The 13,120-nt window shown below is 69.7% G+C and carries 13 protein-coding genes and 2 tRNA genes; 13 read left to right on the top strand and 2 right to left on the bottom strand.

Features of this window, described 5'->3' with window-relative positions; all coding sequences use genetic code 11:
* Positions 1-929 (bottom strand): glycosyltransferase family 4 protein (locus ABSF49_RS15025; RefSeq protein WP_424113465.1); only part of this gene is annotated, 929 nt, incomplete at its 3' end.
* Complete coding sequence (locus tag ABSF49_RS15020) at positions 919-1,968, bottom strand: glycosyltransferase family protein (RefSeq protein ID WP_424113464.1); 1,050 nt, start codon at positions 1,966-1,968, stop codon at positions 919-921. The genes ABSF49_RS15025 and ABSF49_RS15020, both read right to left, overlap by 11 nt.
* 118 nt (positions 1,969-2,086) lie before the next feature.
* On the opposite strand from ABSF49_RS15020, the gene ABSF49_RS15015 reads away from it, so the two are divergent.
* The 13 genes from ABSF49_RS15015 (at position 2,087) to ABSF49_RS14955 (ending at position 13,088) form a co-directional block, all read left to right on the top strand.
* The gene (locus ABSF49_RS15015) at positions 2,087-2,842 is read left to right on the top strand and encodes a hypothetical protein (RefSeq protein ID WP_424113463.1); all 756 of its coding nucleotides are present in this window, start codon (positions 2,087-2,089) and stop codon (positions 2,840-2,842) included.
* Positions 2,839-3,624 carry a glycosyltransferase family 2 protein gene (locus ABSF49_RS15010; protein WP_424113462.1) on the top strand — a complete coding sequence of 262 codons (786 nt, stop codon included), beginning with the start codon at positions 2,839-2,841 and terminating at the stop codon, positions 3,622-3,624. The genes ABSF49_RS15015 and ABSF49_RS15010 overlap by 4 nt, the downstream gene beginning before the upstream one ends.
* A 63-nt stretch (positions 3,625-3,687) precedes the next feature.
* A tRNA-Pro gene (locus ABSF49_RS15005) sits at positions 3,688-3,764 on the top strand.
* Positions 3,765-3,801: 37 nt separating this feature from the next.
* Positions 3,802-4,101 (top strand): ETC complex I subunit, encoded by a 300-nt coding sequence (locus ABSF49_RS15000; protein WP_424113461.1) that lies wholly within the window; start codon positions 3,802-3,804, stop codon positions 4,099-4,101.
* A gap of 17 nt (positions 4,102-4,118) precedes the next feature.
* Positions 4,119-4,195: transfer RNA gene (locus ABSF49_RS14995), tRNA-Arg, on the top strand.
* 387 nt (positions 4,196-4,582) lie between these two features.
* A complete protein-coding gene (locus ABSF49_RS14990) occupies positions 4,583-5,509 on the top strand; it encodes a septal ring lytic transglycosylase RlpA family protein (RefSeq protein WP_424113466.1) in 927 nt (308 codons plus the stop codon).
* Between the two features lie 95 nt (positions 5,510-5,604).
* The gene (locus tag ABSF49_RS14985; protein ID WP_424113460.1) at positions 5,605-6,780 is read left to right on the top strand and encodes a D-alanyl-D-alanine carboxypeptidase family protein; all 1,176 of its coding nucleotides are present in this window, start codon (positions 5,605-5,607) and stop codon (positions 6,778-6,780) included.
* Entirely contained in the window at positions 6,780-7,457 is a 678-nt protein-coding gene (gene tmk, locus ABSF49_RS14980) for a dTMP kinase (RefSeq protein ID WP_424113459.1), read from the top strand. The genes ABSF49_RS14985 and tmk overlap by 1 nt, the downstream gene beginning before the upstream one ends.
* On the top strand, positions 7,454-8,521 hold the full coding sequence (locus ABSF49_RS14975) for a DNA polymerase III subunit delta' (RefSeq protein ID WP_424113458.1): 1,068 nt from the start codon (positions 7,454-7,456) through the stop codon (positions 8,519-8,521). Before tmk ends, ABSF49_RS14975 begins: the two co-directional genes overlap by 4 nt.
* 57 nt (positions 8,522-8,578) lie before the next feature.
* Positions 8,579-10,162 carry a methionine--tRNA ligase gene (metG, locus tag ABSF49_RS14970; RefSeq protein ID WP_424113457.1) on the top strand — a complete coding sequence of 528 codons (1,584 nt, stop codon included), beginning with the start codon at positions 8,579-8,581 and terminating at the stop codon, positions 10,160-10,162.
* Complete coding sequence (locus ABSF49_RS14965; protein ID WP_424113456.1) at positions 10,159-10,953, top strand: TatD family hydrolase; 795 nt, start codon at positions 10,159-10,161, stop codon at positions 10,951-10,953. Before metG ends, ABSF49_RS14965 begins: the two co-directional genes overlap by 4 nt.
* Complete coding sequence (locus tag ABSF49_RS14960) at positions 10,950-11,747, top strand: MBL fold metallo-hydrolase (protein ID WP_424113455.1); 798 nt, start codon at positions 10,950-10,952, stop codon at positions 11,745-11,747. The genes ABSF49_RS14965 and ABSF49_RS14960 overlap by 4 nt, the downstream gene beginning before the upstream one ends.
* Before the next feature lie 108 nt (positions 11,748-11,855).
* Positions 11,856-13,088, top strand: a complete 1,233-nt coding sequence (locus ABSF49_RS14955) for a M20/M25/M40 family metallo-hydrolase (protein WP_424113454.1) — start codon at positions 11,856-11,858, stop codon at positions 13,086-13,088.
* Positions 13,089-13,120: the final 32 nt, after the last annotated feature.

Below are 13,120 nucleotides of genomic sequence, written 5' to 3'. Positions count from 1 at the left end.
CCTTCGGCGCCGGCGAGGCTCGGCACGCCGCGCCAGGCCGCCTCGGCGTAAACGATGCCGAAACCCTCGACCGACGCGCCGACTCGTCTCACCGGCATGGCGAAGACGTCGCTGCGCTCGAACAGCGCCGCCTTGGCCTGACCGTCGGGGAGACGGCCGAGAAATTCGACCTGGGCCTCGACGCCGTGCGCGGCGGCGAGCCGGCGCAGCCGCGGCAGATCGTCGCCGTCGCCGCCGACGAGATAGACGATGCCGGGAAAGCGCTCGCGCAGGCGCGGAAGCGTCGCAAGCACCATATCGACGCCCTTGCGCGGCTCGAGCCGCGACAGGCTCGAGACGACCGGCGTGCGGCCGGCGATGCGGGCGTCGACCGCCGCCAGCGCGGCTGCGTCGGCGGCGTCCTGCGGCTCCAGCGGCGGATTGACGACGACGATGTTGGTCGACGCCGGCGCGACGATGCGTCGGGTCATTTCGGCGGTGAATTGGGAAATCGCGATGACCGTCCGCGCGCGGCCAAGGGCGGCGCGGACGCGGCGCGCGCGCTCTCCGTCGATGTCCTCAGGGATCTCGTTGCCGTGGGCGAGGACGGCGATGGGTCCGACCCCCGCCGGAATTGCGGCGACGCTCTTCCACGAATCGGCGAAAACGCCGGCGAAGCCCGGCTCGGCGCGCTCCGCCAGCGCGCGACGCTTCATCCACCGCCGCAACGGTCGGATCGAGCCGAACCGTCGGATCGGGTAGGGGCGAGCGAGTTCGCTCGCATCGCGCCGGTGGATATGGTCGGCGAAGACCTCGACCGCGCGGCCGCTCGCGGCCACGGCGTCTGCGAGGCCGGTCATCAGGACTTCGACGCCGCCGAAATCGGGCGCGAAGCACTGGGTGGCGAGGGCGAGCGGCCCGATCGCCGCGCCGTCGCGGTCAGAAGGCATGGAGCGTCGGCCAGGGATAGGCCGCTGGATCGAGGCGGTCGAACGCCACATCGACGAGGTAGCGGGCGACAACCTGCTCGTTGAACAAGTCGTGGTAGCGACTGCGGCCGGCGGCGGCGACGGCCTGACGATAGTCGGGCTCGGCGATCAGGCGGCGCAGCTTTTCGATCATTTCATCGAAGTCGCGGAAGTAGACGAACTCGCCTTCCGGCACGAATTGCTGGTAGCCGTTGGCGGCCTCCAGCATCACCGCAAGGCCGTTGCCGGCCATGTGCGCGAGCCGGTCGGAAGTATACAGGTAGATGTCGTTGCGCCGGCTGAGATTGAGACCGACGGCGGCGGATTCCAGCGCGCGCTGATACTTGGCGCCGGCGAAGTTCGGCTCGCCGCGCGCGCCCGGCGACAAGATGCGAATTCCGGGGATGCGCGCTTCGATCGCCGCCAGCACCTCCTTGGCGGTCGTCTGGCGACCGCAGACCCAACGGACGCTCAACTCGTTGCCGCAAGCGTAGAAGAGATCGAAGGGCAGGTCGCGCCGCTCGTGGTTGTGACCGCTCTCGATCGAGAAATCGACCGGATTGGGCATGAAGCCGAGCTTCTTGCCGGGGACGAAGATGCGCCTGAGCGTCTCGCCGGCAGTCGTCGCCAAGGTCGCGTCGACGACGTCCGCCTTGGCGAGGATGTCGCGGATATTGCGCTCCTCCATCAGCCAGTCGACGTCGTACTGGATCACCTGCAGATTTGGAATGCTGTCGCGGATTCTGCGCAGGGTTTCGGCCGTGATCAGGTCGGCGTGGCCGAGCACGATCAGGTCGGGACCAACGGCGAGGCAGAAGTCGAGAAAGGCGCGGTTGGCCGCTTTCGCGCCGGCTGGAAGATGGCCGAGCAGGGTGCCGGCGCGCGCGACGTCGCGGTCGGAGAAGTTCGACACCGCGTGGCCGTTGCGAATGAGCCCGTTGGTGATCTTGTGCTCGACCGCGTGCTGGAACGCGCCCTTGGCTTTTCGGCCGAAGTTTGAAGCGTGGATGATGCGGACCATGGCGTGACAGGGCTTGTATACGAGGGGTCCCCGGGTGGCAACGCGCCCTCCGCCTTGCTGGACCGCTGTGGGTTGTGTAGAGAGGCGCGAACCTATGACGACGCCCGCACGGACAATCTTGACGCAAGCGAACGCGCTCCAGCCAGTTCCCGACGACGTGACCGTCTGCGTCACGAGTTGCGCGCGACTTGACCTTCTTGCCGAGACGATGCGGTCGTTCCGCGCCTTCAACCCCGGCGGCCGGACCATCATTTCCGAGGACTCGGCCGACGCCGCCGTGGTCGCGGCGATCGAAGCCGCCTATCCGGACGCGCTCGTCCTTTCCGGCCGCGAGCGCATCGGCCAGATGCGTTCGATCGACCGGATGTTCCCCCTGGTCGAGACGACCTATCTCTTCCATCTGGAGGATGACTGGGCGTTCGAGGGGCCGGTCGACTGGGACGCCTTGCGCGCGCTCATGGCGACGCGCGCCGACGTCGCCAACATCTGCGTGCGCGATTTTGACGAGATCAAGCCGAAATACCGCGTCCGCTCCGATCCCGTCCAATGCGGCGGGGCGTCGTTCCGGGTGATGCGTCTGGACGCCCATCCGGAGTTCTTCGGCTGGTCGAACGGCCCCGGGCTGATGCGCGCCGCGCTCTACCACGCCTACGCGCCGTTCGGCCGCGTCCGTCACGACCAGATCTCGGCGATGGTCAAGCGCGACGGCGGACGGGAGGCGTATTTTCTCCCCGGCGTCGCCCATCACATCGGTCAGGGGCGCAACGTCAGGGATCCGACCGCGCCGCCGCGCGCCAAGACCAAGCTCGGCAAATGGGTGCGTTGGGCCAAGAAGCGCCTCTATTACGCCGGGTTGAGGAAGGAGCCGTTTTGACCGCCGCGTCCGAGCCGGCCCGCCTGCCGCTCAGCGTGCTCATCCGCACGCTCAACGAGGGCGACCGCATCGCGCGGACGTTGCGCTCGGTCGCCTCGCTTGGCGCCGAAGTGGTGGTCGTCGACGCCGGCTCGAAGGACGACACGGCGGCGATCGCCCGCTCGCTCGGCGCAATCGTCTACGAGAATCCCTGGCCGGGATTCGGACCGCAGCGCCATTTCGGCGAAGAGAAGTGTTCGAACGACATGATCTTCTCGCTCGACGCCGACGAGGCTGCGACCGAGGCGCTGGTCGCCGAGATCAAGCGCGCGTTCGCCGCCGGGCCGGCCAAGCTGATGGTCGTGCGCAAGGCGTCGGTGTTTCCCGGCTACGACAAGCCATGGCCGCTGAGTTTCTGCCACGAGCAGATCCTCATCTACGACCGCCGCGTCGCCCGCACCGGGCCGAACCCGAACTGGGACAAGCTCGAGATCGCGACGGCGGAAACGCCGGTCCGACTGCGCAACCCGCTCTGGCACTACAGCACCCGCAACCTCAACCACGCCGTGACCAAGGCGGTCTATGTCGGCCAATTGGCGGCCGACACCCAGCCGGCGCGATCGAGCGCCGGTCTGACCTTGCGGCTGATCGTCGAGTTTCCGATCGCGTTCTGCCGCTACTATTTCGCCCGCCGCTTCTTTCTCGCCGGCGGGGACGGGTTCGCCTATGCGATTGTCGGCGCCTACAGCCGCTGGATCCGCATCGCCCTGATGCGCGAGCGCGCCAGGCGCGAGGGCAAGTGACGGCCGAGACGGCGAAAACGCATTGTCCGACGGCTGAGGCTATGTTAGCCACGGCGCGAACGTCGGGGTATAGCGCAGCCCGGTAGCGCGGAAGTTTTGGGTACTTCAGGCCGCAGGTTCGAATCCTGCTACCCCGACCAGGGCGACCGGCCGCCTGAGGAGAGGCGAGGCATCATGATGGCGCGCATCTATTTGCCGGCTCGCAACGCGATGCAGGCGGGTCAGGCGAAGGATCAGTGGGTGCTCGAATTCGAGCCCGAATCGCCGCGCCAGGCCGAGCCGCTGATGGGTTGGACGGCCTCCTCCGACATGCGTTCGCAAGTGCGCCTGCGTTTTTCCAGCAAGGAGGAGGCGATGGCCTATGCGAGCCGCGCCGGCCTCGCCTACAGAGTCGAGGAGCCCAAGCCCGCGACGCGCAAAGTCGTGTCCTATTCCGACAATTTTCGTTCCGGCCGCCCGACCCCGTGGTCGCACTGAAAGGGCGCCGCCCAGCCGGCTCCGTAGCTCAGTTGGAAAGAGCAGCCGCCTTCTAAGCGGCAGGTCGCAGGTTCGAGTCCTGCCGGAGTCGCCAGCCCGCCGCGGCGCGGCGGGGCCGGCGGCCATGATGGCGCCGCAATTTCTGCGCAACACGTTCACAATTGGGCCTATCGGCGTCCATTCAGCCCGAGGCGGGCGCCGCGCGCGCCGCGCGACCAGGCTGGAGGCGGTCGCCGATCGGCGAAGAGCTTGATGTGGCGCGCGAATTGATCTCTTTCAATTTTCAGGCGTTAGGCGTTTGGAAAGGAAGTCGGGCCACAGTGACGCCCGTGATGTCCGCCCAACCGAGCTTCCGTTCCCGTCGTCTTGCGGGCGCGCGGCCCAGTGTGGTCCGCTGCGCCGCGGTTCCTGGGCGGACGCGATGACCTCGGCCGCGTCAGCTCCGTCGCTTTGGGTCGTCCGCGGGGCGGGGGCGTTGGCGGTGCTTGCCGCGACGCTTGCCGGTTGCGCCCAGCCGCCCAGTCAGCATGCGCGCCGAGGGGGCGAGTTCTTTTCCGTCGCCAGATACGGGCCGGCGAGCCCGCGGGTCGTCGACGACGGCGAACCGGTGCCGCGCGGCGGCGGCCAATATCTCGTCGGCCATCCCTACACGATCGCCGGGCGCACCTATTATCCGAGCGAGAACGCCCATTACGCGGCGGTCGGCTTGGCGTCGTGGTACGGCGACGCCTTCCACGGACGGCGCACCGCCAACGGCGAGGTCTACGACATGGGCTCGCTGAGCGCGGCGCATCCGACCATGCCGCTGCCGAGCTACGCGCGCGTCACCAACCTCGGCAACGGCTATTCGATGATCGTTCGCGTCAACGATCGCGGCCCTTACGCCCCGGGCCGCATCATGGACGTCTCGTCGCGCGTCGCCGACATGCTCGATTTCAAGTCGGCCGGCACCGCGAAGGTCAAGGTCGAATACGTCGGTCCGGCGCCGCTCGCCGGCACGGACGACTCGAGTCTGGTCGCGAGCCTGCGCACCGACGGCAAGCCGGCGACGCTTGACGGGTCGCCGGCGAGCCCGACCCTGGTCGCCGAGGCCGAGCCGGAGCAACCGGCGCCGCAGCCTCGCCCGGCCGTCGCCGAACGCCCGCGCGAGGACGGCCCGCCGTTCGTCGCCGCCGCCAATCCCAAGCTGATGAAGGCGCCGCCGCCGCCGGCGCGTCCGTTCGATCTGGGCGCGATTGCGCGCGTCCTCGACACCGCCGCCGCGGCGCCGCTCCCGCCGCCGCGCCGGCCGGTCATGCAAGCCTCGGCAGGCGAGCGGACGCTCTATTTCGCCGATCGCGAGACGCCGGCCTTGCGGCGGCTGCGCGGCGACCCCTTCGCCCGGGTGACCGAGGGCGATCCGCGCTGAACCTCGGCGCGCAGACGCCTCTCCATCGTTGATTTGTCTTCGAGCCGGCGCCAAAACAGGCGCGCCGATCGCCTCGGCGCGCTCAAGGACCCGCCGTGCCCGCTCGCCTCAAGTTCATCTTCATGGCGGTAGCGCTGACGCTGACGTTGTCAGGCGGGGCGCGCGGCGAGGGATTCCAGAGCGCGGCGCCGCAGGCGCTGCTCGTCGACTACGAGAGCGGCGCGACGCTTTACGAAAAAAATGCGGACGCGCAGTTCCCGGCTTCGGCGTTGGTCAAGCTGATGACTGCGGAGCTCGTTTTCCGCGAGCTGAAGGAGGGCCGCCTCCATCTCGACGACACGTTTCACGTTTCGGAGCACGCCTGGCGAACCGGCGGCGCTCACGCCCACGCCACCGCGAGCTTTCTCGACGTGAACTCCAACGTCCGGGTCGAGGATTTGCTGCGCGGCCTCATCGTCCAGTCCGGCAACGACGCGGCGATCGTCCTCGCCGAGGGGATGGCGGGCAGTGAGGAGGCCTTCGCCGACCGGATGAACAAGCGCGCCGCCGAGCTCGGCCTCGCCCATTCCAACTTCGTCGACCCGTGGGGGCGCGACGACCCGGCGCAGAAGACCACCGCGCGCGACATGGCGCGGCTCGCCGCCTACGTCATCCGCGAATATCCCGACGACTACCATTACTTCGGCGAGAAGGAGTTCACCTGGAACAAGATCCGCCAGTTGAACCGCAACCCGCTGCTCGGCGCCGAGCCCGGCGCCGACGGCCTGAAAACCGGCGAAGCGCCGGAGGGCGGCTTCAGCCTGATCGGCTCGGCGCTCCAGGACGGGCAGCGGCTGATCGTCGTCGTCGCCGGCCTCAAGACGGCGCCCGAACGGGGCGAAGAGGCGCGCAAGCTGCTCGAGTGGGGCTTTCACTCGTTTGAGCCGCGGCTGCTGTTCCAGCCCGGCGAAATCGTCGGGACGGCGTCGGTCTTCGGCGGCGCCGCCAGCGAGGTCCCTCTGACCTGCGACGGACCGATTAAGGTGTTTCTGACCCGAGGGGGCCAGGAGCGGCTGACGGCGAAGATCGTCTACCGCGGGCCGCTGGCGGCGCCGGTCGCCGCCGACGCCGAGGTGGCGACGCTCAGAGTGTGGCGCGGCGAGACGCTCGCGCTTGAAGCGCCGCTGCGCACGCAGAAGGCGATTCCGCTCGGCGGCCTCGGCAAGCGGGCGTTCGACGCCGGCGTCGAGTTCGCCACCAATCTCATCCGCGGCGCGCTGGCGAAGAACTGATGGCGCGCGCGCCGGCGCCGGGCCGGTTCATCACCCTCGAAGGCGGGGAGGGGGCGGGCAAGTCGGTCCAGGCGCGGCGTCTCGCCGCCCGGCTCAGCGAAGCCGGGCTCACGGTCGTGCTGACCCGCGAGCCAGGCGGCTCGCCGGGGGCGGAAGCGCTGCGCGAAGTCATTCTGTCCGGCGGCGCGGCGCGCTACGGCGCGATCGGCGAGGCAATCCTGTTCAGCGCCGCCCGCATCGACCATATCGACGCAACGATCGCGCCGGCGCTGAAGCGCGGCGAATGGGTGGTCAGCGACCGATTCCTCGATTCGACGCGCGCCTATCAGGGCGCGGCGGGCCGGCTCGATCCGGAGCTGGTCGCCAGTCTCGAACGGGTCGCGGTCGGCCTCTGCCGACCCGACCTCACCTTGGTGCTCGACCTGCCGGCCGGCGAGGGTCTTGCGCGCGCCTCGGCGCGACGCGGCGAAGCGGCCGCCGACCGTTTCGAAGGGGAGGGGCTGGTCTTTCACGAAACGCTCAGGCGCGCATTTCTGGCGATCGTCGAAGCCGAGCCGGAGCGCTGCGCGCTGATCGACGCGCGCCCGGCCGAGAGCGAGGTCGCCGCCGCGATCTGGGCGGCGGTGCGGGCGCGCCTCGGCGAGGCGCTCAACGCCGCAACCGCGGCGAAGCCATGAGCCGCCCGGCGAATGACGCGCCGCCGGAAAGCGACGCCTTCCCCGGCGCGCCGCATCCGCGTCTCGCCACGCGGCTCGTCGGCCACGCCGCCGCAGAAGCGGCGATGCTCGCCGCCTATCGCGAAGGCCGGCTCGCCCACGCCTGGCTGATCGGCGGCCGCGAAGGAATCGGCAAGGCGACGCTCGCCTGGCGCTTCGCGCGCTTCGTGCTCGCCAATCCCGATCCGACGGCGGCGGCGGCGCAGAGCGCCCGCGACCTTTCCGTCGCCCCCGACCATCCGGCGGCGCGCCAGCTCGCGGCGCTGTCGCACCCCGATTTCGCTTTGGCGCGCCGCGAATGGAACGCCAAGTCGAAAGGCTTCTACGCCGAAATCCGCGTCGAGGACGTACGCGCCGCATTGTCGATGTTCCACATGTCGGCGGCCTTCGGCGGCTGGCGGGTCGCCATCGTCGACTGCGCCGACGAGCTCAATCCCGCCGGCGCCAACGCGCTGTTGAAGATGATCGAAGAGCCGCCGCCCCGCGCCCTGATCCTCGTCGTCGCGCACCGGCCGGGGCGGGTGCTGCCGACCGTCCGCTCGCGCTGCCGCCGGCTGCTGCTTGAACGGCTGAGCCCAAGCGAGATCGAAGCGACGATCGCCGGCCTCGGCCCGCCATGGGACGCGATCGATCCCGCCCGGCGGGCGCAAGCGGCGGCGCGCGCCGACGGTTCGGCGCGCGAGGCGCTGCGTCGGCTCGACCCCGACGCGCAGGACCTCGGCGCGCTGATCGACGCCGCGATCGCTCAGCTGCCGGCCGCCGAGCCGCGCATGGTTCACCGGCTCGCCGACGCGGTCGGCGATCGCGCCGCCGCCGATTCCTTCGTCGCGCTGAACGCGGCTCTGTGCGAATGGTTGGCTGCGCGCGCGCGCGCCGCCGCCTCGCCGACCGCGCGGCGGGCGTTGACCGAACTTTGGGATCGGTTGCGCGCGGCCACTCGCGAGACCGAGGCGCTCAATCTCGACCGGCGATTGCACGTGCTGGCGGCGTTCGAGGACATCGCCGCACAGTCGCGCCGCCTCTGAAGGGCCGCCCCGCCGCTCATTTTCAAGTGGCGGGAAATGCTCTAGGGAGGGGGCGCCATGAGCCAGCGCTTCTACATCACCACCGCCATTCCCTACGCCAACGGCGCGCCGCATATCGGCCACGCCTACGAGCGCATCGCCACCGACGCCATCCAGCGCTTCATGCGGCTCGACGGCCGCGAGACGCTGTTCGTCACCGGCATGGACGAATATGGCCTCAAAGTGCAGCAGACCGCCGCGCGCGAAGGCGTGACCCCGCAAGCCTTCGTCGACGGCGTCGCGGCGCAATTCGAAGCGATGGGCGAGGCGCTGAACGCGCGCGCCGACGACATCGTGCGCACGACGCAGGAGCGGCACAAGCGCTCGGTCCAGGCGATCTGGGAGCGCATGAAGGCCAACGGCGACGTCTATCTGTCGAAATACGCCGGCTGGTATTCGGTGCGCGACGAAGCCTATTTCGACGAGAGCGAGCTCGCCGACGCGCCGGACGGCGGCAAGCTCGCGCCAAGCGGCGCGCCGGCGCAGTGGGTCGAGGAGGAGAGCTACTTCTTCAAGCTGTCGGCCTATGCCGACAAGCTGCTCGCCCATTACGACGCCAATCCCGACTTCATCACGCCCGAGACCTACCGCAACGAGATCGTCGCCTTCGTCAAGCGCGGCCTCGCCGACCTGTCGATCAGCCGCACGACCTTCGACTGGGGCGTGCCGGTGCCCGGCGATCCAAAGCACGTCATGTACGTCTGGGTCGACGCGCTGACCAACTACATCACCGCGACCGGCTTCCCCGACGACGGGCCGCGGGCGAAGTTCTGGCCGGCCGACGCGCATGTCATCGGCAAGGACATCACCCGCTTTCACGCGATCTACTGGCCGGCGTTCCTGATGTCGGCCGGCCTGCCGATTCCGCGTCAGGTCGTCGTCCACGGCTTCCTGTTCAACCGCGGCGAAAAAATGTCGAAGTCGGTCGGCAACGTCGTCAGCCCGGCCGATCTGGTCGCCGCTTACGGCGTCGACCCGCTGCGCTATTTCTTCCTGCGCGAGGTTCCGTTCGGCCAGGACGGCAGCTATTCGCACGAGGCGATCGTCCAGCGCATCAACGCCGATCTCGCCAACGATCTCGGCAATCTCGCGCAGCGTTCGCTGTCGATGATCGCCAAGAACTGCGGCGGCGCGGTTCCCGACTGGCGCGAGGCCGAGCCCGGCGCCGCCGATCTGGCGATCCTCGCCCGCGCCGACGCGCTGGTCGACCTCGCGCGCCAGCACATGCAGAGCTTCGCGCTGCATCTTTATCTCGGCGCCGTGTTCGAGGTCGTCGCCGAGGCCAACCGCTATTTCGCCGCCGCCGAACCCTGGAAGCTCGCCAAGACCGATCCGGCGCGCATGCGCCTGACGCTCTATGCGACGATCGAGGTTGTCCGCGTCGCCGCCATCCTGCTGCAGCCGGCGACGCCCGCCGCGATGGCCAAGCTGCTCGATCTGCTCGGCGTCGCCGCGGCTGATCGCGACTTCGCGGCGATCGACGCCGGCGAGGAGGCCGGCCGCTTCTCGGCGCCGCGCCGGTTGAAGCCCGGCGCGCCGCTGCCGGCGCCGAAGCCGATCTTCCCTCGCTATGTCGAGCCGGAAGGCGAAGCCACGGCATGACGCTGATCGACAGCCATTGCCATCTCGATTTCCCCGATTTCGCGGCCGAAATCGAGGACGTCGTGGCGCGCGCCGAAGCGGCCGGCGTCGAGCGGATGACGACCATCTCGACCCGCGTCGCCGAGGCGGGGCGGCTGCAGGCGATCGCCGAGCGTTTTCCCTCGGTCTATTTCACCGTCGGCACCCATCCGCATCACGCCGCCGAGGAACCCGAGACGGACGTTTCCGCGATCCGCGCGCTCGCCGCCCATCCCAAGTGCGTCGGAATCGGCGAAGCGGGGCTCGACTACCACTACAACTACGCGCCGCCGGAAGTCGCCAAGCGCGTCTTCCGCGCCCAGATCGCGCTCGCGCGCGAGCTCGCGTTGCCGCTCGTCGTCCACGCTCGCGAGGCCGACGACGACGTCGCCGCCATTCTGCGCGACGAAATGGGGCAGGGGGCGTTCGCGGCGGTGCTGCATTGCTTCACCTCGTCGCCGGCGCTCGCCGAGACGGGTCTCGCGCTTGGCCTCTACGTGTCGTTCTCCGGCGTGCTGACGTTCAAGAATTCCGCCGAACTGCGCGCGCTGGCGCGCAGCATTCCGCTCGACCGGCTGCTGGTCGAAACCGACGCGCCGTATCTGGCGCCGGTTCCCCATCGCGGCCGGCGCAACGAGCCGGCGTTCGTCGTCGAGACGGCGCGCGTCCTCGCGGAAGCGAAAGGCGTCGACTTCGCTGCGCTCGCCGCCGCGACGCGCGCCAACACGCTGAGGCTGTTTTCCAAGATCGCGGCCGAGGGCGACGCAGCGTGAGCCTGTCGCTGACCATCCTCGGCTGCGGCTCGTCGGCGGGCGTGCCGCGCGTCGCGCAAGGGTGGGGCGCCTGCGACCCCAACAATCCGCGCAATCGCCGCCGCCGCTGCTCGGTTCTGGTCGCACGCCACGGGCCGAAGGGCCGCACGCAGACGCTGATCGACACGTCGCCTGATTTACGCGAGCAACTGCTCGGCGCGAACGTGGCCCATCTCGACGCCGTGCTGATCACCCACGAGCACGCCGACCATACGCATGGCATCGACGATCTCAGGCCGATCTACATGGCGATGCGGCGACGTCTCGCTATCCATGTCGACGCGACGACCTCCGAAGCGTTGCGGCGCAAATTCGGTTACATCTTCGAGACGCCGCCCGGCAGCTCCTATCCGCCGATGGTTGAAGAGCGGCGCATCCGCGCCGGCGAGCCGATCGTCGTCGAAGGGGCGGGCGGGTCGATCGAAGCGATCCCTTTCGACCTCGAGCACGGCGACATCAGCGCGCTCGGGTTCCGCTTTGGCGGCCTCGCCTATACGCCCGACCTCAATGGCGTGCCGGAGGCGAGCCGGCGCTGGCTCGAGGGGCTCGACGTCTGGATCGTCGACGCGCTGCGCTACGCGCCGCATCCCTCGCACTGGAGCCTCGACGACGCTCTGGCGGGAATCGAAACCATGCGCCCGCGCCGCGCGGTGCTGACCAATCTTCACGTCGACTTGGACTACGAGGCGCTGCGCAAACGTCTGCCGCCCGGCGTCGAGCCGGCCTACGACGGCATGCGCATCGAAGGATTTTGAAGGTCCTTGCCGATGCGCCGCGCTTGACCGCGATCGACCGCAGTCGGACTTAGGGACGGACGCGCCCGGCGCCGCGAGGCGGGGCGCGCGCGAAGCCGCGAGAGACGCATGAGGCCCGCCATCGAGACCGCCATCCACGATTTCGTCGCCGCCAACCGCGACGCCGAAGCCCGCTTCCTCGCCGAGGTCGTCAAGGCGCCGTCCGACAATCCGCCCGGCGACTGCGCGCCGGCGGCCGAGGTCGTCGCCAAGCTGCTCGAGGGCCTCGGCTTCGCCGTCGAGCGCCACAGGGTTCCTGAGGCGCTGGTCAAGGCCAACGGCATGGTCTCGGCGACCAACCTCATCGTCAGACGGAAATTCGGGCCGGGACCGACGATCGCGCTCAACGCTCATGGCGACGTCGTGCCGCCCGGCGCCGGCTGGACCAAGGACCCGTACGGGGCCGAGATCGCCGACGGTTGGATGTACGGACGCGGCGTCGCGGTGTCGAAGTCCGACATCGCCAGCTACGCCTTTGCGCTGATGGCGCTCGAGCGCTCAGGGGCCAGGCTCGCCGGCGCGGTCGAACTGCACGTCACCTACGACGAGGAAGCGGGCGGCGAGATCGGCCCGCGCTGGCTGATCGAGCAGGGCCTGACCAAGCCCGATCTGGCGATCGGCGCCGGGTTCTCCTACAGCGTCGTCAACGCCCACAACGGCTGCCTGCATCTCGAGGTCGAGGTCCGCGGGCGCTCAGCCCACGCCGCCAAGCCGTTCACCGGCGTCGATGCGCTCGAAGCCGCAAATGGCGTCCTGAGCGCGCTCTACGCTTGGCGGCGCAGCCTGAGCGCGCGCGTTTCGGCGATCCCTGGCGTCGGCGCGGCGCAGATGACGGTCGGGCTGATCTCCGGCGGGATCAACACCAACGTCGTGCCTGACCGCGTCGTCTTCCGCCTCGACCGCCGCATGATCCCGGAAGAAAAGCCGGCCGAGGTCGAGGCCGAGCTCAGGCGCGTCATCGGCGAGGCGGCCAAGGCGTTTCCCGCCGCGACGGTCGCGGCGCTCCGCATCCTGCTCGCCGAGCCGCTGAGGCCGACGCCGGCTGGCGAGCGACTGGCCGAGACGCTTGTCCGTCAGGCGAGCCGGGTCATGGGCGAGCCGATCGCCGCTGGCGGCGTGCCGCTCTATACCGACGCGCGCCATTACGCGAAGGCCGGGGTTCCGATCGTGCTCTACGGCGCCGGGCCGCGTTCGATCGAGGACGCCAACGCCCATCGCGCCGACGAACGCCTGCCGCTCGCGGATCTCTACCGCGCGACCGAGACGATCGCCGCGACGCTGGCCGAATTGCTCGGCGGCTGAGCCGCGGCGGCCTCCGGCCGCTTGGCGGCATC

Origin of the sequence: Roseiarcus sp., from assembly GCF_049514155.1 — a bacterium.
GTDB lineage: Bacteria > Pseudomonadota > Alphaproteobacteria > Rhizobiales > Beijerinckiaceae > Roseiarcus.
Note: the sequence above shows the minus strand (reverse complement) of the source record. Positions and strands in the feature narration are given on the sequence as shown.